Raw genomic sequence first — 21,511 nt, 5'->3', positions numbered from 1 at the left:
GAGAGATGTATGTTAGAATACGTCTGTTACTACTACTTAGAAAGAGGAACGAGATGACAAAATCTACTTCAGCCTACATTCACATCCCGTTTTGTGAACATATTTGTTACTACTGCGACTTCAACAAAGTTTTTCTTGAAGGTCAGCCTGTAGATGAATATATCGAAGCGTTGTTGAAAGAGGCACGCTTAGCTTCAAGACAAAAATCAGTCGAAAAAATGGAAACACTTTATGTTGGAGGGGGCACCCCAACGTCATTGACTGCAAGTCAGTTAGAACGTTTATTGAGTGGATTGCGAGAAATTCTTCCTTATAATAATGGAGAATTTACAGTCGAAGCGAATCCTGGCGATTTAACTGCTGATAAATTGGATGTAATGAAAAACTATGGAGTCAATCGCTTATCAATGGGTGTTCAAACATTTGATGATCGTTTGCTGAAAAAAATTGGTCGTAAGCATACCGCACAGGATGTGTATGATACGATCCAATTGCTAGAAGAAAAAGATTTTAGCAATGTAACGATCGATTTAATTTATGCATTGCCGGGTCAGTCCCTAGAAAGTTTTCGTGATACGGTAACACGAGCCTTGGCTTTAGATTTACCTCATTACGCACTATATTCATTGATTTTAGAAAATCAAACGATGTTTATGAATTGGGTTAGACGTGGGAAGATGCATCTTCCTGAGCAAGAATTAGAAGCACAGATGTATGCCGAAACGATCGATGCGATGGAAAAAGCTGGGCGTAAACAATATGAGATCAGTAATTTTGCAAAACCTGGGTTCGAAAGTCAACATAACCTAGTTTATTGGAACAATCAAAATTATTTTGGTCTCGGAGCAGGTGCTAGCGGGTACCTTGGAAATCGACGCTATAAAAATCGAGGACCTATCCAGCATTACTTAAAGTCATTGAAAAATGATCAGCTCCCCGTGTTAGAGGAAGAAATCCTTACTCAAAAAGCTCAGATTGAAGAGGAGATGTTCCTAGGCTTAAGAAAAATTTTAGGTGTTGATAAAACCGTTTTTGAAAATCGTTTTGGCTTCAGTATGATGGATGTGTATGGGGATGTGATTGAAAAATTAAAACAGCAAAAGCTGATAACAGAGACGGATTCGAGGGTTTGTTTGACTGAGGAGGGACTATTTCGCGGGAATGATGTTTTTGAAGAATTTTTACTGAGTAACGCCAATTAGCACTCTCATGTGTAGAGTGCTAATTTTTTATATTTTTTCCTTGACTTATATAGAAGTTGTTGGTATATTAATAATCGAGTTAGCACTTAAAAAGAAAGAGTGCTAACTAAAGGATGAGAAGAATGTTAACGGAAAGACAAAAACTGATTCTCAGCTTAATCATCAAAAACTTTACCAATACGGGTCAACCGGTCGGATCAAAAAGTTTGATGGAAGAAGGCGTAAAAGCAAGCTCCGCAACCATCCGCAATGATATGAAGGCGCTAGAGGAATTAGGCATGTTAGAGAAGACTCATTCTTCATCTGGAAGAATTCCTTCAGCTTTAGGCTATCGATATTATGTGGATTATCTATTAACGCCAGCGAAGGTGAGTAATCAAGAAGTAGACCAGATTCGCAGATCGCTTAAGAAAGATATTCATGAGATTGATGATATCATTCAGCAGTCTGCCAAGATACTTTCACAAGTTACTAGCTATACCGCGTTCTCACTTGGCCCTGAAATGAAGGATCGGACATTGACTGGTTTTCGAATTGTTCCATTAAATGATCGTCAGATTTTGGCGATCATCGTCACAGATAAAGGAAATGTTGAGAGTCAAGTTTTTCGTATTCCTGAGAATGTAGACAGTCAGGACTTGGAGAAAATGGTTCGAATTATCAACGATCGTTTAGTAGGCCAACCTTTGGTAAGTGTTTATCAAAAATTGAGAACTGAGATTCCAATGATTTTGCATCGTTACTTCCAGACAACTGAAGGAATCAGTCACTTATTTGACGTGATTTTGAATGATGCTTTTGAGGATAAGGTGTTTGTCAGTGGACGAATGAATATTTTGAATTTTAATCCTGATCAAGATTTTAATCATGTGAAATCAATGTATTCATTGATGCAGAATTCAGATGAGCTGACACAGCTACTGTTGCCTTATGATAGCGATATTCATGTTCGGATTGGCGCGGAGATGGGAAATGATCTGTTTGATCATCTTAGTATGATTCAAGCAAACTATGAAATTCGTGGACATGGCCGCGGAACAATTGCGTTATTAGGACCAACATCGATGCCATATTCAAAGATTTTTGGTCTATTGGAGGTTTTCCGATACGAGTTGACGAACGCATTGGACGATTATTATCGTTCTTTGGGTTTATATCACTAGAAACGATTCCTACAAAGAAAGGGAGTACGCGCAGTGGCAGAAGAAAAGAAACAAGAAGTTGAAGAAGAATTAGAAGAAGTCGAATCAGTTGAAAATGAGTCGACCGAAAAAGAAACGGAAGATATTGATATTCCAGAAGTTTCAGAAGTTGAAGAATTAACGAATAAGTTTAACGAAATGGAAGACAAATTTTTACGAGCTCGCGCTGAGATCGCAAATATGTCTAACCGCAACAAAAATGAACGTGAACAACTGGTTCGTTACCGTTCACAAGATCTTGGCAAAAAATTACTGCCAGCGATCGACAATTTAGAAAGAGCCCTAGCAACTGAAGTTACTGACGATCAAGGCGCTAGTCTGAAAAAAGGGGTAGAAATGGTCCTTGAAAGCTTGACTGTCGCATTAAAAGAAGAAGGTATCACAGAGATCAAAGCAGAAGGTGAAACGTTCGACCCAAATCTGCATCAAGCAGTACAAACTGTTCCAGCAGAAGATGACGTAAAACCTGACACTATTGTAAATGTGCTGCAAAAAGGGTATCAGCTACATGATCGCGTATTGCGACCAGCAATGGTGATTGTAGCTCAATAAAATGTAAATTACTATATTAAACATATAATGGAAAAGGAGATTTTCAACTATGAGTAAAATTATCGGTATTGACTTAGGCACAACAAACTCTGCTGTCGCTGTCTTAGAAGGCGGAGAAGCTAAAATCATTACTAATCCAGAAGGAAATCGTACAACACCATCCGTTGTCTCATTTAAAAACGGTGAGATTCAAGTTGGTGAAGTAGCAAAACGTCAAGCAGTGACAAATCCACACACAATTTCATCTATTAAACGTCATATGGGTGAAGCTGGTTATAAAGTAGAAGCAGACGGCAAATCATATACACCACAAGAAATCTCTGCAATGGTATTACAATACATTAAAGGTTTTGCAGAAGATTACTTAGGCGAAAAAGTTGAAAAAGCAGTCATCACAGTTCCTGCTTACTTCAATGACTCACAACGTCAAGCAACAAAAGACGCTGGTAAAATTGCTGGTTTAGAAGTTGAACGTATCGTTAACGAACCAACTGCAGCAGCATTAGCATATGGTTTAGATAAAACTGATAAAGATGAAAAAATCTTAGTATTTGACCTTGGTGGTGGTACTTTCGACGTTTCAATCCTTGAACTAGGAGATGGCGTATTCGATGTATTATCTACTGCTGGTGATAACAGTCTTGGTGGGGATGACTTTGATAACAAGATCATCGACTACTTAGTTGCTGACTTTAAACAAGCAAACGGAATTGATCTTTCTAAAGATAAAATGGCAATGCAACGTTTGAAAGATGCTGCTGAAAAAGCTAAAAAAGACTTATCAGGTGTTAGCTCAACTCAAATCAGCTTACCATTTATCACAGCTGGTGACGCTGGTCCATTGCACTTAGAAACAACTCTTTCTCGTGCGAAATTTGACGAAATCACTGCTGATTTAGTGGAACGTACAAAAGCTCCAGTTCGTCAAGCATTGAAGGATGCTGGATTGTCACAATCTGACGTTGATGAAGTTATTTTAGTCGGTGGTTCTACTCGTATCCCTGCGGTTGTTGAAGCGGTACGCAAAGAAACTGGCAAAGAACCAAACAAATCAGTGAACCCGGATGAAGTAGTAGCGATGGGTGCTGCGATCCAAGGTGGGGTTATCACTGGTGATGTGAAGGATGTCGTATTACTAGACGTAACACCATTATCATTAGGTATCGAAACAATGGGCGGTGTGTTCACGAAATTAATCGACCGCAATACAACGATCCCAACAAGCAAGTCACAAGTATTCTCAACGGCTGCGGACAACCAACCTGCAGTAGATATTCATGTGTTGCAAGGTGAACGTCCAATGGCTGCGGATAACAAAACTTTAGGTCGTTTCCAATTAACTGATATTCCAGCAGCACCACGTGGAATTCCTCAAATCGAAGTTACGTTCGATATTGATAAAAATGGTATCGTAAATGTTTCTGCGAAAGATTTAGGAACTCAAAAAGAACAAAAAATCACAATCAAATCTTCATCTGGTTTGTCAGACGAAGAAATCGAACGTATGGTGAAAGATGCTGAAGCGAATGCAGATGCCGACAAAGCTCGTAAAGAAGAAGTAGATCTACGTAACGATGTCGATGCTTTATTATTCTCAGTAGATAAAACCTTGAAAGAATTAGAAGGTAAAGTAGACGCTGATGAAGTCAAGAAAGCGGAAGATGCACGTGATGAGTTGAAAGCGGCAGTTGAAGCAAATGATATCGAAGAAATGAAAGTGAAACGCGATGCGTTGAATGAAATCGTGCAAAACTTAACGGTTAAACTTTACGAACAAGCAGCACAACAACAAGCAGAGGCTGATCCAAACGCAGCTCAAGGCGGCGCGGATGATGTCGTGGATGCTGATTTTGAAGAAGTTAACGATGACGACAAATAATTGATTCGTTACTAAAGGCCAAAGTCATCGCTTTGGCCTTTTTTCTTTCAAGATTGGTGATTCCTTTAGAAAAAATCTAAGAAAAGTATCGTATCGATTTTGAGTGTGATACAATACTAACGATTCTATGAAATTATGGAGGGAAGCCAATGGCTACAAAACGGGATTATTACGAAGTCCTTGGGGTACAAAAAGGTGCTTCGGATGATGAAATAAAAAAGGCATATCGTAAGCTTTCCAAGCAATACCATCCGGATATTAATAAAGAAGCTGATGCTGAAGAAAAGTTTAAGGAAATTTCTGAAGCCTATGAAATCCTAAGTGATCCACAAAAACGAGCTGCTTATGATCAATATGGTCATGCAGGGACTGATCCAAACTTTGGTGCCGGCGGAGCAGGCGGTTTCGGAGGCGCTGGTGGATTTGGTGGAGCAGGCGGATTTGGTTTTGAAGATATTTTTGAATCATTCTTCGGAGGCGGAGGTTCTCGTCAAGCCGATCCTAAAGCACCAAGACAAGGCTCTGACTTGCAATATTCGATTAACTTGGAATTTGAAGAAGCTATTTTTGGTGTGGAAAAGGACATTAAATACAATCGCGAAGAAACCTGTCATACATGTAACGGTAATGGTGCAAAACCTGGGACACAACCCGAAGTCTGTCATAAATGTCATGGCTCTGGTTCAATCAATGTGGAACACCAAACACCACTTGGCCGTGTAATGAGTCGTCAAACGTGTGATGTTTGTCATGGAACTGGGAAAGAAATTAAGGATCCTTGTCCGACTTGTCATGGCTCAGGTCATGAAAAACGTCCTCATACAGTTAAGGTAAAAGTACCTGCTGGTGTTGAAGATGGACAACAAATGCGATTAGCTGATCAAGGCGAAGCCGGGATCAATGGCGGACCATATGGAGATTTATATGTGGTCTTTAAAGTGAAACAAAGTGATATTTTTGATCGTGATGGTGCAGAAATCTATTACACGTTGCCTCTAAGTTTTGTTCAGGCGGCGCTAGGTGATGAGATTAACATTCCAACTGTTCATGGTGATGTAAAATTGAAGATACCAGCTGGAACACAAACAGGTGCTAAGTTTAGGCTTCGCGGCAAAGGAGCGCCTAGACTTCGTGGCAACACAAATGGCGATCAGCAAGTAACAGTAAAAATCGTCACGCCTAAGAACTTGAATGAGAAACAACGAGAAGCGTTGCGAGCATTTGCAGAAGCTGGCGGCCAAACGGTTAGTGAACAAAAAGAGGAAGGTTTCTTTGGTAAGGTGAAGGATGCCTTTGGCGGAAAGAAATAATTATAGAGACTTAATCAATTCACTGTTGATTGAGTCTCTTTTTTCTTTTACTATTAGTAAGAAGAGAATATGTGTTGAAGGAGGTTCATATGGATAAATTGGACAAGCTATTTGATCGAATGACCAGAGACATGATGCATTACTTTATTGCGGGGGGACTCGCAGAACCGGATGGCCTAATTCGCACAATTGAATTCTTTTTAAGCTTTGTTGACAAAGGAAAACTGAGTAGTAAGCTGTTGGATAAACAAATTGTAGAGGATGCATTGATTCATCATATGCCTAAACATATGCCTCTATTTATTGATGAAAGCTTTTATGCCTATCAAATCCTATTAGACCTTTATAGTGCGTTGTATCATGAAAAAATTATCACAGAGGATGAGTGCAAGGATATGCACTATTTCATTTATCTTAATAAAACGGCCTTTTTGACTCGTATGAGTAATCCGAATTATTGGTCTAAAGCAAAATTAGCTATTATGGATGAGTGGCGTGAAGGAAATTTTGAAGTTGAAGACCCCTATAATATTGAATACTATGACCTTGAAGAAGTACCAAGAAAAAAAGCACCTGACAATATTTTAGCGTTTCCTAAACAGAAGAAAGTTAAAAACCAAATAACAAGTTATTTAGTTAGAGTGGACTTGAAGGGGTTTAAACCACCTATTTGGCGTCGCTTAAAGATTCCGGCTGGCACTACTTATCAGCAACTTCATCAAATTCTTCAAGTTAGTTTTGGATGGGAAGACAGTCATTTACATAGTTTCTTTGTAGATCGGACTAAAATGATTGGACCGAGCGAACTGGAAATGTCACAGTTTTCTGAAGAGCGACGATTGATTGACGAGGATTTCCAAGAAGGAGCAAAAATTGAATATATCTATGATTTTGGCTGTGATTGGGAGCATCAAATTATTGTAGAAAAAGTACTTTTAAATGAAGCAGTGCAATTTCAGTATGCTGTTTGCGTAAAGGCAAAGGGTGATACTCCATGTGAAGATACGCGCGGAGAAGAAATTTGGAAGCCCTTTGATCTAGCAGAAATAAATACTAGGCTAGAGCATAAAAGAATCAAGGATTGAGTGAAATCTAAATTAAAAAGAGTCTGGAATGAGTTTTCCAGACTCTTTTGCTGTTTTTTAAGCGAAATTAATTTACTACTAAATAATTATTGATAAGGAGATAGCTAATCTCTGAAGATAAATCGACGAAATCCATGATATTTCTTTTCAGCTTGCACTGGAGAGTTATCTGTAATCAAAAGGGCGATCATGACATAACCAATCCAACTATCACGGGAATAGAGTACGTATTTAGGTAACCACTCATTAGCATATTTATCTTTGTATTCTTTTAGACCACCGAAAGAATAGAAACGGGAGCCGAAATTATAAACTAAATAGGCAATTCGTTCCTGGGTGAAGCTTTTGCGGGAGGTTCCAACATTTGCTAAGGGAGCCATACCTAGGTCAAAATATTCGATACCCATCTCGTCTCTCATGTACTGAAACAGGTTAATGAACAGAAAATCCATCGTGCCGCTTGGAGCTTCTTCAGGACTGTGGCGCATCAAGTCGATCGTTCCTATGCTGTTGGTATAAGTAGGCATAAAATTCGCGAAGGCGACAATTTTTTCATCGCTATTTCTAATCACGGCAATTGGCGCTCGTTGCAAATAATCTTCTGAGAAAAAACCTAAGGAAAAGCCTTTTTCTTTGCGACCTCCCAACCATTCATCTGAGACAGTTTTTAAAGCAGAAATGGTTTCAAACGAGAAGGGTGGTGTGATTACGTCAAATCGATACCCTTCCTTAAGCACCTTGTTGAAGCTAGAGCGCTGACCTTTCATTTTCTTTCCGCTTAACGTAAAGTCAGGCAGGTGAACATGGGCTCTTTCACCGAATTTGATGAAATCATAGCCGAACTCGTGAAGAATCATGACCATCTCTTCGCTATTTTCATAAAAAACCGGTAAGTAATTGTAGCGATCAACTTCATTAATCAGTGCTTCTGTAGCAGCCTCGAAGTCACTTGCTTTCCCCGAAGGATCGCCCATTACTAAAATTTTATTATTGAAGGTCGATAATTGGAAGAAAACTGTGTCTTCATCACCGTTATTGTAATAAAAAACCTTCTTGTCTTCTAAAAAGACTAATTGACTATCAGGATTACCGCCATATGTTGATAAAATGTGTTGGATACGAGACTCATCTAAAGCTTCTCCAATTTGAATTCGTTTATTTTTCAAAAAGCGGATCAATAATAGGATAATGAAAGCAACTATCAGGATAGCGATAAAACCAACGAACCAAATTCTTTCGCTTGGAAACAAGAAAAATTCTGGCAAACGATGACGATGATGAATGTTTGGACTATTGTAAACACCGATAATAATGTATAGAATTGCTAAACTGCCCATAATTATCCCATCAATCGTCATCCATTCAGCAGAATAAACTAGTTGTTCTCTAAATAACTCATTCTTTGAAAAAATAACAAAGAGTAACAATAGCGCAAGGAATATTCCGGTTGAAAAACGAAATCCTGCTAACAATGAATATAGAAAAGTTAAGGTTACAATGATAATCGTAGGAATATAAGCTCTCTTCACTCGTGCAGAGGTTCCACGACCGGAAACAATCAATAAAAAGCCTAAAAGAATAGCTGGAAAGACCACAATTACACGGGAATGAATAGGATTCAGCCGTTGCAAGAAAGGCAGCCGGATAAATGCTTCAGGAATTGTTGCTGATAAAACCAGCATAATTCCCGTAAAATAAAGTAGAATAACCTCGAACTTGTGTGCCAATTCTTTTAATAGACTAATTGGAATTCCTTTATAACGTGTATTAATCGTTGTACCAAGATTCTTGAAGAAGAAAATCAGGCCGATAGCAAAGGGAATCAGGTAATAGAAAAGTCGAAATAATAAAAGCCACGCGACAACTATTTCGCGAGGAGTTCCCAGAGCTGATAGACCGATAATCATCATCAGATCAAAACTGCCGAGTTCACCTGGTATCATCGAAGCAATTCCGATTACTGTCGCAGCAATAAATAACGGAACAACATCGCGAATACTCACATGGATATCCATCAACAAACCAATTGAAATGAAACTGACTAACGTCCCTGTCCACTCGAGAAAGGAGGTCGCGATCAATTCCAAACGATGTGAACTTTTCAGGTCGCCCAGATATTCTCCTTTACCGAAAAGACTTAAACAAAAGATAATTGGAAAATAGAGGCCACCACCAATTAACCAAATCCAGTATTGTCGTAGATATTGATTGTGGTCGTCGAACATAACTAAGAAAAAAGAAAGCAGTGCATAAATTGAAAGTCCTGACATTGTAAAGACTAAAATTTTTGATAATGCTTGAATAACTTTTTTCCCAGATGTTTGTTTGCCATAAAATTCAGAGCGTAATCCCGCACTAACGAAGCCGCCAAAGCCAGCAATATTGTTTAGGGTATTAACCAACCAGCTTGTTTCAAAGATGTATAACTTCTTTGGTTTCTGTTCTAAGATGTTATTTAAGGTAAAATCGTAGCCGATCATTGGGGCCACAGAAACTAATCCGATTAGTGCCATTAGCAAAATATTCCAGATGCTGATTTCGCTAAAAATAGTTGAAAGCTGATCAAAGGAAATTGTTTTTGCAATATTGGATAACTCGAACAAGACAATAATAATAACTGAAATCAAAAAGATTGTTTTAAATTTACTTAAATGTGTTTTTATCCATCCGATAAGATTTTCCATCGAATCACTCCTCACCAATTAAAAATTGAAGGACTTCTTGATTGAAACGCTTTGGATTTCTACGCGCGAACATATGTCCTTGTCCTGAAACGATTGCAAAACTCGCGTTTGGAATCGAACGAGCAATATACATTGAATGTTGCGTTTTAATTGAATCATGTTTACCCACGATAACCAAAGTAGGAGCCTGTATCTGGTTCAAGTCCTCAGTTGTCAACCCGATATCGCGGAAAAGCAGACGCAGAATGGGTAAGAAATTTCGCATACCTGTATCTACAAACGCCCCGATCCAAACGATCGCGTATTGTACATAACTCAAGAGATGATAAAGCGTTCGAACACCACTAGGAACCGTATTTCCAGCATTCAAAACCAGATGATCCACTTTTTCAGGAAAAAGTCGCGCAAAAACCATTGCCAAATTTGCACCATCACTAAAGCCCAAGAGATCGGCATGATTAAGTCCTTCTTGTTCCATAATGGTTGCGAGATCTTCTGCCATTAAGTGAAAACTTGTTTCCTTTTGCGTATTAGTTGAACGACCATGTCCGCGGCTGTCAACAACATAAACGTTGAAATGTTTGCTGAAACTGTTTAATTGTTTTGAAAAGTATCGACCGCTTCCGCCGTTACCGTGAAGCAAAAAGAGCGCTGGCCCTTTTCCGTATTTTTCGTAATAAATTTCTGAACCATCGCTCATTTGAGCGATTTTTTTTTCATTTTTCACAACATCACCTACCAGTGTTAAGTATACCGATTTTTTTAAGTATTGCACATTAATTTAATCATGGAATAAAATGAAAACTTTAGAATGATTAATTAAATATAAAGCTATCATATTTTACTTTTAAAAGATTGATTGACTCTTGTAGTATGGAAAGAGAAAAAAGAAGACAGATGGGTAGATTTCATGTTAAAGATAATTGGAAAATTTTTGAAAATAATTATTATAGTTGCAATTCTCACGGTCCTTGTGGTCGGTGGATATTTTGCAATTCGAATATATAAAAATACAAATACCGTCAACGGCTATCGCAACAATGTGCAAGTTTTGGCGGATCAAGCAGGGGTAGGAGATTATACGGACGTTATTTTAGGAATCATGTATACTGAATCAAAGGGTCAGGGGACGGACCTAATGCAAAGCTCTGAAAGTGCTTATGGAAGTCGTGGAAAGATTATTAGTCAACAAGAGAGTATCGAAAGTGGCGTTAAGCATTTTGCGGAAAGCTATAAGCAGGCGAAGGCTGCTGGATGCGACCTCGACACTGCAATTCAAGCGTATAACTTTGGAACAAAATATATTCAATATGTGCAAGAGCACGGTGGTAAAAATAGTGTGGAGCTTGCTGAAGAATACTCGCGAGACGTTTTATCCCCAGGCTATGGCAATGATCAGCAGCACACTTATCGTTATATGCAATTGCAATCTGTGTTATACAATGGCGGGTATCTGTATCAAAACGGTGGAAACATGTTTTATGCTGAAATCGTGCAAATGAATAAGCGTTTCATTACGATGTTTCAAAGGTTTCAAGATAGTTAAAATAATGAGCGGAAAGCTTGTAATAATAAAGAAATATGCTAAAATGATAGACGTATAAGTTTGTCTAAAAAAATCGCGCTGATCGAGAGATGAATTGGGGCGATTTTTTATGGCTGTTATCATATTTTTGGGAACTGGGGTGAGGTTTTTTTGGCGCAAAGAATTCCCCAACAAGTGATTGATGAGGTTCGTGAGAAAACAAATATTGTTGAAGTGATTGGGCAATATGTTCAATTAAAAAAATCCGGCAAAAATTATTTGGGACTTTGTCCATTTCACGAAGAAAAGACTCCATCATTTTCGGTTGCTGAAGACAAGCAGATTTTTCATTGTTTTGGATGCGGTAAGGGCGGCAATGTTTATACTTTTTTACAAGAGCTAGAAGGAATCAGTTTTCCTGAAGCTGTAAAAAAAGTTGCCGACATGGAACAAATTCCTTTAGGTATTGAGATTTCTAGTGAGCCTGTGAACCAAACGTCAACAGGACAGCAACAATTAATTGCGTTGCATGAACGAACGCGAGACTTGTATCATCATCTGCTAATGAATACGAAGGTTGGTGAAGAAGCATTAGAGTATCTTCATGAACGCGGTTTAAGTGATGATTTGATCAATGAATTTAAGATTGGTTTTGCGCCTAGTCAACGGGATTTCTTAGTTCAAGTGACACAACAAGACAAGGTGAATGCTGATTTGATGGAACGCAGCGGATTATTTATTCGTAGAGATGACGGTAGCTTTAGCGATCGTTTTTATCAGCGAGTGATGTTTCCTCTGAATGATTTTCGTGGGAAACCGATCGGATTTTCTGGACGTTTGTTGAAAACAAAGGATTTTCCTGGAGAAGATCAGCCGAAGTATCTGAATTCTCCTGAGACGGAGCTATTCAATAAACGGCAGGTATTGTTCAATTTTGACAAAGCCCGAAACGAAATTCGTAAACAGGGGGAAGCAATACTATTTGAAGGTTTCATGGACGTATTAGCTGCTTGGCAGGCTGGTATCAAAATTGGACTAGCTTCCATGGGGACAAGTTTAACGGAGCAACAAATTGCGACAATTGAGCGTGTGACTGGTCAAGTGGTAATCGCCTATGATGGTGATGATCCTGGACAAGCGGCGACGGAACGTGCATTAACAATTTTAGATGCACATAGTCGATTGAATCTGTCCACTGTTACTGTGCCGGAAAAACTTGATCCAGATGAATACTTGCGAAAATACGGTGAGACTGAGTTGCAGAATTTGTTGCAGCATGGTCGCCAGACTCCTTTTGCTTTTAAGATGCATTATCGGAAGAAAGGGTTGAATCTGGATAATGAAGCGGATCGTTTGAACTACTTGGAAGTCTTAATGCAAGATTTGGCAAAAGTCCAATCTCCAGTAGAACAAGATTTGTATTTGGGTCAATTAGCCAATGAGTTTCATTTGACGCGAGAAAGTTTGAAGCAACAATTGCAAATGGTTCGCCAAACAATCCGTACTGAGCGACGTCAGCAGCAAGCTCCGGTTTCTACGGCACCGACTCAATCGGTCAAAAGAGTATTGACCAAAGAAGAAAAAGCCGAACGAATGTTACTGTATCGGTGCATGAATGAAAGTTCGATCCGTGAACAATTAGTCCAGACGGAATTTCAATTTATCCACGATCAGTATCAAGAATTGCTTCTTTACTTAGATAGTTATATGATGGTTCATGGAAATTTTATTTTAGCAGACTTCCTGAACTATTTAAAAGAGGATGAGATGAAGCAGCTAGTCATCGACATCTCTATGATATCCATGTCAGAAGATAGTAACGAACGAGAAATCTATGATCTGATGCGGGTAATTTCCCAATCTGGCATTGCTGAGGAAATCAAACAACGACAAGAAGAGCAGCTTGAGGCCAGAAAAAGTGGAAACCAGCAGCGGGAATTAGAATTAACCGTGCAAATTATCGAATTGACAAAACGCTTGAAACAAGCCTAGAAGTGAAAGGGGCATTTATTTTATGGCAGATGTAAAAAACAAAAAAGAGTACGAAAAAGCTTTAGCAGCCTTCATTAAGGAGAAAAAACCTTTAGGACAGGTGGTCTACGATGAATTAACCAATCGTTTGGCGACACCTTATGAATTAGGTGCAGAAGCAATGGATGAATTAATCCAAAAAGTCGAAGATGCTGGTGTTAGTGTCGTTGATGAAAATGGTGAACCTTCTAAGGCTAGCTTGAAACAAAATGAAGAAACTGCAAAAGCCGCACAAAAAGAAGATTTATCGGCCCCAACTGGCGTTAAGATTAATGACCCAGTTCGTATGTATTTAAAAGAAATCGGACGCGTTTCATTGTTGACTGCCGAAGAAGAAGTTGAGCTTGCATTATTGATCGAACAAGGGGATCAAGAAGCAAAACAACGCTTAGCTGAAGCGAACTTGCGTTTAGTTGTAAGTATTGCGAAGCGGTATGTTGGACGTGGAATGCAATTCTTAGATTTGATCCAAGAAGGAAATATGGGCTTGATGAAGGCCGTTGAAAAATTTGATTACCGTAAAGGTTTCAAGTTCTCGACCTATGCAACATGGTGGATTCGACAAGCAATTACTCGTGCGATTGCTGACCAAGCGCGTACGATTCGTATTCCGGTTCATATGGTAGAAACGATTAATAAGTTAATTCGTGTGCAACGTCAATTACTGCAAGATCTAGGCCGGGAACCAACACCAGAAGAAATTGGGGCTGAAATGGATCTGCCTACTGAAAAAGTTCGTGAGATTTTGAAGATCGCTCAAGAGCCAGTTTCATTGGAGACGCCGATTGGTGAGGAAGATGATTCACATTTAGGTGATTTCATTGAAGACCAAGAAGCGACAAGTCCAGCTGAACATGCGGCTTCAGAGATGTTGAAGGAACAACTAGAAGATGTCTTGGATACATTGACTGACCGTGAAGAAAATGTCCTACGTCTACGTTTTGGTTTAGATGATGGCAGAACACGCACATTAGAAGAAGTTGGCCGTGTATTTGGTGTCACCCGTGAACGGATTCGTCAGATTGAAGCGAAGGCTTTGCGTAAATTACGCCATCCATCACGTTCTAAGCAATTGAAAGACTTTTTAGAATAAAAAAACATTTAAGCTCCTCGAGGATTTCCTTGAGGAGTTTTTTTTATGGCAAAAATACAGCTAAACTGCATGATTGTGCAATTCCCAAAAAGCATACGGAATTTATTATTTTTGATTAATTCGTTCGAAAATTGCTTGGAACATCCCTAAACATATGATAGATTAAAGCATATGATTGAAAAAAAGGAGCCGATTTCATTGCAAAAATGCCCTAACTGTGGTTATGAACCAGTCGAAGGATGCACAACTTGTCCGAAGTGTGGCTTTTCACTACAGTTAAATGATCAAGAAGATACCAAAGAAATCACTGATAAAAATGATACGATCGAATGGTCTGATCTAGCAGATATGCCAATTGAATCTGTGCAAAAAATGTTTAAGGATAACGAGGATAAAATGAAAGAAGAAAACTCTAAAGAGTCAACGGAGGAAACTCCTGAAATGAATCCGATTTTAGCGCAATATATTCGTGAGCATAAAGAAGGCCAGGACAAATCCGAAAATAGTGAAACTGAAAATAAATCAGAGGAAGTCGATGAGACAGATTCTGTTAATATCGATGAAAATAAGATTGCAGAGACGAAAGAAGTAACAAATGACAAAGCTCCAGAGACTGACTATGAAGAAATTGCAGAAGAACAAAAGAGTGAAATGGACGAACCAATAGAAGAAACGGCTGAAAATGCAATTGAAGCAGAGAATGAATCGAAGGAAGCAATTTTGTTAGATCCTGCAGTTCCTTATGACGAAGAAAACACAGAATCCGCTTCTGAAGAGATAGAAGAAACACCACTTGATTCAGAATCAAATAATGGAGCTATTCCGCCAGGAGATCAACAGTCTTCAGAAGAAAAACCCAAGAAAGGCCGCAAAAAGGTTTATATCACACTTGCGGCAATTGCCGTGTTAGGTATTGGTGGCGCTTATTACTATCAACACGAGAAGGAAGTTGAAGCGCAGCGGATTGCAACCGTTAAAAAAGAAAATAAAGCCCTTGACACGATTGAGGAAAGTATTGATAGTTATTACACGGACGATCAACACACATTTCTCGTTGCCGACAAAGTGAATCTTAACACGGGTAAAATTGATGAAGAATTATCCAAGTATAAAGATCACAAACGATACGATGAATTGAAAAAAGAGTACGATGAGTTATCGAATAAGCAAAAGGCTGAGCAATCTGTAAATCAGCTATTCACAAGCCCTGCGATCAATGGGAACAAACTAGCAGACAAACCATTATTGAAAACAGCCGAACCTGTGAATCTTACTGTTAATACAGGAGATAAAGAGTTTGATACTTTAATGAGTCAAGCTATCACGAATGCAAAGGATCAATATACCAAGGTTGAAGCAGCGAAAAAAGCGGCTGATAGTTTGTTAAAGGACGGCAACGTGATTGATTCTGTCAATCGTGATCAGTACAATAAGGCTAATGATGCAGTGAAAGCGGTAGCTAATCAAGAGCTAGTGCAGACTCAAAAGGATGAATTAACGAAGGTTGATCAAACGTTGAAGGACAAAGAGAAAAAAGCTGCTGAAGAGAAAGCAGCAGCAGAAAAAGCCGCTCAAGAAAAAGCAGAACAAGAAAAGGCAGCTCAAGAAGCCCGAGATAGAACTTCTTCTGATACTAGTCAGGCAGGAGATACAAGTAGTGATGCGTACGCTTGGGCGCCAGGCGTCAGGGAGAAGGTTATACAAACATGTATTTCCCGTGGATATATCGTGGAAGGCGGATATAGCTTAGAACCAGTGAAAGTTGAAAATGGAGAAGGGTATTATAATTTATACGCCACTTCTAATCGTGCTTCATTGACAAAAGGCTACTCGGATAGCGACTTGCCAATGTACCTAGTAACGATCAACTGTAAAACTGGATGGTTCAAAGGAAACGGGCCAAACTAAAATAAAAAATAGAGGCTGGGAAGAAAGTTTTCTTTCCAGCCTTAGTTATGAGCTGTGGTAAAATAGGAGAGATAGTTAGTTTTAAATGGTGTGTAGAAAATTAGATGTAGCAAAATCAAAAGGAGCAGCAGGTATGAATGAATTATTAGGTCAAGTTTTTACAGGATTGATCATTGATGAAAATGACATGATGTATTTAGTACAAAAAAATGGGGTAACGTTCCGTTTTTTGAAGACTGAGGATGCCTCTTATAGAATCGGAGAATCAGTTGAAGGCTTTGGTTATGTGAATCAAAAGAAAGAGGCGATTTTTACCACAATAATCCCCCAAGTTCGGATTGGACATTATGCTTTTGGAGAAGTGACAGACGTTCGCAGAGATTTAGGTGCGTTTGTTAATATTGGATTACCTGACAAAGATATGGTTGTTTCTTTAGATGAAATGCCGAGTATGAAAGAATTATGGCCTAAAAAAGGTGATCGTTTGATGATAAGTTTACGTGTTGATGAAAAGGACCGGATGTGGGGTGTTTTAGCAGATGAGGCGATTTTTCATTCATTAAGCCGTTCAGGTACTGCTGAAATGCAGAACGAGAATAAAAAGGGAACGATTTATCGCTTGAAAGTTGCTGGTTCATATTTAATTACGGATGATTTTTATATTGGTTTTGTTCATCCCTCAGAACGTTATCAGGAACCACGCCTAGGAGAAGTCGTTGAAGCTCGTGTCATCGGTGTTCGTTCAGATGGTGTTTTGAATATGTCTTTGAAACCACGCAGCTATGAAATGATCAATGATGATGCTGCGATGATTTTGACTATGCTGCAAAGAAATCCAGACCACTCATTACCTTATTGGGATAAGTCTGCGCCAGAAGAAATCAAAGAAGCGTTTGGAATCAGTAAAGGCCAGTTTAAACGGGCAATTGGTCACTTACTGAAAGAAAAATTGATCGAACAAAGCGAAGGTCAAATTCGTTTGAAAAGCTAATTGAGAATGTCCTTGCATAAATAAAGGTGATAAACTATAATAATTCTAAGAAAAGCAGCAATTACTTAGCTGTTAGTTTAGAATTATTCTAAAATAGATGAAGGAGGGTTCTCTTGAACGCAATCCTAGCCTTACAAAAGACCAAAAAGCAGCTCCACGATTCGGGATTCAAGTTGACACCTCAGCGCGAAGCAACTGTTCTCGTATTATTGGAAAATGAAAAAGATCATTTATCAGCCGAGGAGATATATTTTTTAGTAAAGAAAAAAAGTCCTGAAATCGGCTTAGCAACGGTTTATCGTACATTAGAAATTTTGACTGAATTGCAAATCGTCAACAAAATCAGCTTTGATGATGGTTTAGCTCGTTATGATCTTCGTAAAGAAGGAGCAGAGCATTTTCATCATCATTTATTGTGTCTTGAATGCGGAAATATTGAAGAGATTGAAGAAGACCTTTTAGGCGAAGTAGAACGTGTAGTAGAATCACGATATCACTTTTTAGTGAAGGATCATCGTTTAACTTTTCACGGTATTTGCCAAAGCTGTCAAGAAAAAAAAGAAGCATAAGACTTCTTGAGAAAAATGGATTAAGTTATAATTAATTTATATAGTCCCTTGCAAAGATACGTGCTATCATTTCAAGGGACTTTTTGTTATGATAAAGCGAAAGTGGTGAGAACATGGATGAACAAATAACGGAATATTTGCATTTTTTAACGATTGAACGTGGTCTTTCAGAAAATACTCGTGTCAGTTATCAAAGAGATATTCACCAGTATTTGTCCTTTTTGAGTGAACAAGGGGTCACCGAATGGCAGGCTGTCGATCGTTATATAGTTGTGGCTTTTTTGGCAAATTTAACTGAAGCAGGAAAAGCATCAACTACCATCACGCGAATGATTTCCAGCTTGCGTCGATTTCATCAGTTTTTACGTCAAGAGCGTTACACGGATCATGATCCGATGCAACATATAGATAGTCCGAAAAAAGCTCAAAAATTACCTCAGACGCTTTCATTAGCAGAAGTGGAACGTTTGATAGCTGCTCCGGATACGACGACAGACTTAGGAATCCGTGATCGTGCAATCTTAGAAGTAATGTATGCGACGGGGCTACGAGTTAGCGAACTGATTGGTTTGAAACTTGGAGATATCCATTTAGAGATGGGTTTATTGCAAACTGTTGGGAAGGGCGATAAAGAACGGATTGTTCCTCTTGGTGATTATGCAATTCATTGGCTGGAACGCTATTTAACCGAAGTGCGTCCTTTGTTAACCAAGAAAACACCAAACGTAATGTTTCTATTCGTTAATAACCACGGACACGGGATGAGCCGTCAAGGAATATGGAAAATTCTGAAACAATATGTAATCAAGGCCGAGATCATGAAGGATGTTACTCCTCATACACTGCGCCATAGCTTTGCGACGCATTTGTTAGAAAACGGGGCGGATTTGCGAACTGTTCAGGAACTTTTGGGCCATGCTGATATTTCTACGACTCAAATTTATACCCATATTACTAAACGAAGAATGACCGAAGTCTACAAAGAATTTTTTCCACGGGCCTAATAGGAGGAAAGAAAATGCTTAGTCACTATCGAAAAAATCAACGAAAAATCGCAATGGGCCTTTTAAGTTTCCATGAAAGTTTGAAGGACCATCAGCACTTGCTAAAAGAAATTGATACCTATGAAGATGATGATCGTTATCAGCTTTATTGCTATTACGATGAACATTCAGATAATGTTCAAGGCGTCGTGGGAGTCAGCCAGCTTGAAGACCAAGAAATTGTTTTGCATGATATCAGCTTAAATCCTTCTTACCGTGGAGAAGGTGTGAGCCTAAAAATGATGGAAGAACTACAAGCGCTGTATCCAGATCAAACAATAATTGGGACACCAGCAACATCTGCTTTCTTAGCGAAGTGGCAGAAACATAAGCGAGGATAAAATGGAGACAATCAGTTTAAAATTAGATGTTTTTGAAGGGCCATTGGATTTACTACTGCACTTGATTCAGCAATTGGAAATTGATATTTATGATATTCCGATAGCAGCAGTTACAGAACAATATATGAATTTTATCCACGCCATGAAGACATTGGAATTAGAAGTGGCCGGTGAATATTTGGTTATGGCCGCAACCTTAATGTCAATCAAAAGTCAGATGCTTTTGCCTAAGCCTGAGGTGGCATTTGAGTATGATGACGAAGAAGGAGAAGATCCACGAGACGCTCTAGTCCAGCAATTATTAGAATACCGAAAATATAAGTATGCTGCTTCGGTATTGTCGGAAAAGGAAGAAGAGCGTAGCTTGTTTTATACAAAAGCTCCCATGGATCTTTCCGAATACGAGGAAGAAATCTTACCTTTACCGAAAAATCAATTGAATACCATCGATCTCTTTTTAGCCTTGCATGATGTTTTACAACGAAAGAAAAGAAATCAGACAATCGAAACAACTGTAACCGCCGAGACGATTACGGTTGACCAAAAAGTGAATGAGATTGGTCGTCGATTAGAAAAATTATCTGAGAATGAAGGCTTACCACTAGAGTCTTTTTTTGTGCAGTATACCAAGGATGAAATGATCACAACTTTTATGGCGTTGTTGGAATTGATGAAAAAAGGTCAAGCTACTGCAACTCAGGAAGAAACATACGCACCAATTTTGATTTTTAAAGGAGTCATTGTATGAATCAATTAAGCCAGATTGAAGCGATGCTTTTTGTGGTAGGTGAAGAAGGGATTAGTTTAGAAGAACTGGCCTTTACTTTAAAACGCCCTACTCCGGAAATCTATCAAAATATTATAGATTTGAGAGAATCGTACGAAACGAATGCTGCTTCCGCATTAACCCTGCTAGAGGTCGGTAATCATTTTGTTTTAAGTACAAAGAAGGAATTTGCTCCTTTGTTAAAAGAATTTGCACGTTCTCCAATGGCTAACCGTTTAAGTCAAGCAGCTCTTGAAACACTTTCGATCATTGCTTACAAACAGCCAGTGACACGATCAGAAATTGATGAACTGCGCGGGGTACAATCAAGTGGAGCAGTTCAAACATTAGTAGCACGACAGCTGATCGAAGAAAAAGGGCGTGTTGATGGTCCGGGCCGTGCAATTTTATATGGAACCAGCGCTTATTTCATGGACTATTTTGGATTAAAAGACATGGAAGAACTACCGGATGTACAAAAGATGGAAGCAGATCTAGCTGATGAGGATGAACCATTAGATTTATTTTATGATCGCTTTAAAGAAGAGGATGGACAATAAATGGAAAGATTACAAAAGGTTATCGCCCACGCAGGAATTGCATCGCGTCGCAAAGCTGAAGAGTATATTACTGGCGGACGGGTTAAAGTAAATGGCGAGGTTATAAAGGAGCTTGGAACAAAAGTAGGTAAGAAGGATATTGTCGAAGTTGATGGTGTACCAATTTATCAAGAGGAGCCCGTGTATTATTTATTTTATAAGCCTCGCGGTGTAATCTCAGCCGTTAGTGATGATAAAAACCGAAAAGTTGTGACAGACTATTTTGCAGCTGTTCCAGAAAGAATTTATCCTGTGGGACGTTTGGATTATGATACGTCGGGTATTTTACTTTTGACGAATGATGGTGACTTTTCACAACGATTAGCTCATCCAAAGCACCAAATCGACAAGGTGTATGTAGCTAAAGTAAAAGGATTCGCGGAGAAAAGAGCTCTTTTACCATTGACCAAAGGTATCCGCATTGAGGGAAAGAAAACAGCACCGGCTCGTTTTGAAATCCTTTCAGCAGATAAAAAAGCCGAAACAAGTATCGTTGAATTAACGATCCACGAAGGCCGAAACCACCAAGTCAAAAACATGTTAGCAGCAGTTGGTTTGCCGGTTCAGAAATTAAAGCGAGAACGTTATGGTGATTTAACTTTACAGGGATTGCGTCCTGGAGAGTATCGTCGTTTAAATACAAAAGAAATCAATACGTTGTTGAATCAGTCAAAATAGAAAATCATTTACTTGTTTTTTGAAAGTAAACTTGTTATAGTTAATTCACAATA

The 21,511-nt window shown here is 38.8% G+C and carries 19 protein-coding genes; 17 read left to right on the top strand and 2 right to left on the bottom strand.

The features are described from left to right. Window positions 1–53 precede the first annotated feature (53 nt). From hemW to IGI52_RS06305, 6 genes are all read left to right on the top strand, one after another. Window positions 54–1,202, top strand: coding sequence for a radical SAM family heme chaperone HemW (hemW, locus tag IGI52_RS06330; protein ID WP_438780760.1), 1,149 nt, complete (start codon window positions 54–56; stop codon window positions 1,200–1,202). Between the two features lie 122 nt (window positions 1,203–1,324). Continuing rightward, window positions 1,325–2,365 (top strand): heat-inducible transcriptional repressor HrcA, encoded by a 1,041-nt coding sequence (gene hrcA / locus IGI52_RS06325; RefSeq protein WP_016179923.1) that lies wholly within the window; start codon window positions 1,325–1,327, stop codon window positions 2,363–2,365. 33 nt (window positions 2,366–2,398) lie between these two features. Then, window positions 2,399–2,956 (top strand): nucleotide exchange factor GrpE, encoded by a 558-nt coding sequence (gene grpE / locus IGI52_RS06320; RefSeq protein ID WP_438780759.1) that lies wholly within the window; start codon window positions 2,399–2,401, stop codon window positions 2,954–2,956. Between the two features lie 49 nt (window positions 2,957–3,005). Beyond that, the gene (gene dnaK / locus IGI52_RS06315) at window positions 3,006–4,835 is read left to right on the top strand and encodes a molecular chaperone DnaK (RefSeq protein ID WP_048718188.1); all 1,830 of its coding nucleotides are present in this window, start codon (window positions 3,006–3,008) and stop codon (window positions 4,833–4,835) included. A gap of 149 nt (window positions 4,836–4,984) precedes the next feature. Then, the gene (gene dnaJ / locus IGI52_RS06310; RefSeq protein ID WP_016179926.1) at window positions 4,985–6,145 is read left to right on the top strand and encodes a molecular chaperone DnaJ; all 1,161 of its coding nucleotides are present in this window, start codon (window positions 4,985–4,987) and stop codon (window positions 6,143–6,145) included. A gap of 89 nt (window positions 6,146–6,234) precedes the next feature. After that, entirely contained in the window at window positions 6,235–7,230 is a 996-nt protein-coding gene (locus IGI52_RS06305) for a plasmid pRiA4b ORF-3 family protein (RefSeq protein ID WP_176674845.1), read from the top strand. Window positions 7,231–7,334: 104 nt separating this feature from the next. On the opposite strand, the gene mprF is transcribed toward IGI52_RS06305, so the two are convergent. Together mprF and IGI52_RS06295 are read right to left on the bottom strand one after the other, a co-directional pair. Further along, a complete protein-coding gene (gene mprF, locus IGI52_RS06300) occupies window positions 7,335–9,914 on the bottom strand; it encodes a bifunctional lysylphosphatidylglycerol flippase/synthetase MprF (RefSeq protein WP_438780758.1) in 2,580 nt (859 codons plus the stop codon). A gap of 4 nt (window positions 9,915–9,918) precedes the next feature. Continuing rightward, window positions 9,919–10,641 (bottom strand): alpha/beta fold hydrolase, encoded by a 723-nt coding sequence (locus IGI52_RS06295; protein WP_049220436.1) that lies wholly within the window; start codon window positions 10,639–10,641, stop codon window positions 9,919–9,921. A gap of 183 nt (window positions 10,642–10,824) precedes the next feature. On the opposite strand from IGI52_RS06295, the gene IGI52_RS06290 reads away from it, so the two are divergent. The 11 genes from IGI52_RS06290 to IGI52_RS06240 all read left to right on the top strand — a co-directional run bounded on the left by IGI52_RS06290 (window position 10,825) and on the right by IGI52_RS06240 (window position 21,458). Beyond that, window positions 10,825–11,460 (top strand): lysozyme family protein, encoded by a 636-nt coding sequence (locus IGI52_RS06290; RefSeq protein WP_438780757.1) that lies wholly within the window; start codon window positions 10,825–10,827, stop codon window positions 11,458–11,460. Between the two features lie 150 nt (window positions 11,461–11,610). Beyond that, entirely contained in the window at window positions 11,611–13,431 is a 1,821-nt protein-coding gene (gene dnaG, locus IGI52_RS06285; RefSeq protein WP_438780756.1) for a DNA primase, read from the top strand. Window positions 13,432–13,453: 22 nt separating this feature from the next. Then, complete coding sequence (gene rpoD / locus IGI52_RS06280) at window positions 13,454–14,563, top strand: RNA polymerase sigma factor RpoD (RefSeq protein ID WP_016179933.1); 1,110 nt, start codon at window positions 13,454–13,456, stop codon at window positions 14,561–14,563. A gap of 198 nt (window positions 14,564–14,761) precedes the next feature. Next, on the top strand, window positions 14,762–16,471 hold the full coding sequence (locus IGI52_RS06275; RefSeq protein WP_438780755.1) for a cell division site-positioning protein MapZ family protein: 1,710 nt from the start codon (window positions 14,762–14,764) through the stop codon (window positions 16,469–16,471). Between the two features lie 133 nt (window positions 16,472–16,604). Continuing rightward, window positions 16,605–17,462, top strand: a complete 858-nt coding sequence (locus tag IGI52_RS06270; RefSeq protein WP_438780754.1) for a CvfB family protein — start codon at window positions 16,605–16,607, stop codon at window positions 17,460–17,462. Window positions 17,463–17,575: 113 nt separating this feature from the next. Next, a complete protein-coding gene (gene fur / locus IGI52_RS06265; protein ID WP_016179936.1) occupies window positions 17,576–18,031 on the top strand; it encodes a ferric iron uptake transcriptional regulator in 456 nt (151 codons plus the stop codon). 113 nt (window positions 18,032–18,144) lie between these two features. Further along, window positions 18,145–19,035 (top strand): site-specific tyrosine recombinase XerD, encoded by an 891-nt coding sequence (xerD, locus tag IGI52_RS06260; protein WP_438780753.1) that lies wholly within the window; start codon window positions 18,145–18,147, stop codon window positions 19,033–19,035. Between the two features lie 14 nt (window positions 19,036–19,049). Further along, window positions 19,050–19,415, top strand: a complete 366-nt coding sequence (locus IGI52_RS06255) for a GNAT family N-acetyltransferase (RefSeq protein ID WP_048720871.1) — start codon at window positions 19,050–19,052, stop codon at window positions 19,413–19,415. Between the two features lies 1 nt (window position 19,416). Next, a complete protein-coding gene (locus IGI52_RS06250) occupies window positions 19,417–20,163 on the top strand; it encodes a segregation/condensation protein A (protein WP_016179939.1) in 747 nt (248 codons plus the stop codon). Beyond that, window positions 20,160–20,741 (top strand): SMC-Scp complex subunit ScpB, encoded by a 582-nt coding sequence (scpB, locus tag IGI52_RS06245; protein ID WP_048720869.1) that lies wholly within the window; start codon window positions 20,160–20,162, stop codon window positions 20,739–20,741. Before IGI52_RS06250 ends, scpB begins: the two co-directional genes overlap by 4 nt. Next, window positions 20,742–21,458, top strand: a complete 717-nt coding sequence (locus tag IGI52_RS06240) for a pseudouridine synthase (RefSeq protein ID WP_438780752.1) — start codon at window positions 20,742–20,744, stop codon at window positions 21,456–21,458. Window positions 21,459–21,511 lie beyond the last annotated feature (53 nt).

Source organism: Enterococcus sp. DIV0187 (assembly GCF_051713785.1).
Classification (GTDB): Bacteria; Bacillota; Bacilli; order Lactobacillales; family Enterococcaceae; genus Enterococcus_A; species Enterococcus_A avium.
This window is presented reverse-complemented; position numbering and strand designations above follow the sequence as displayed.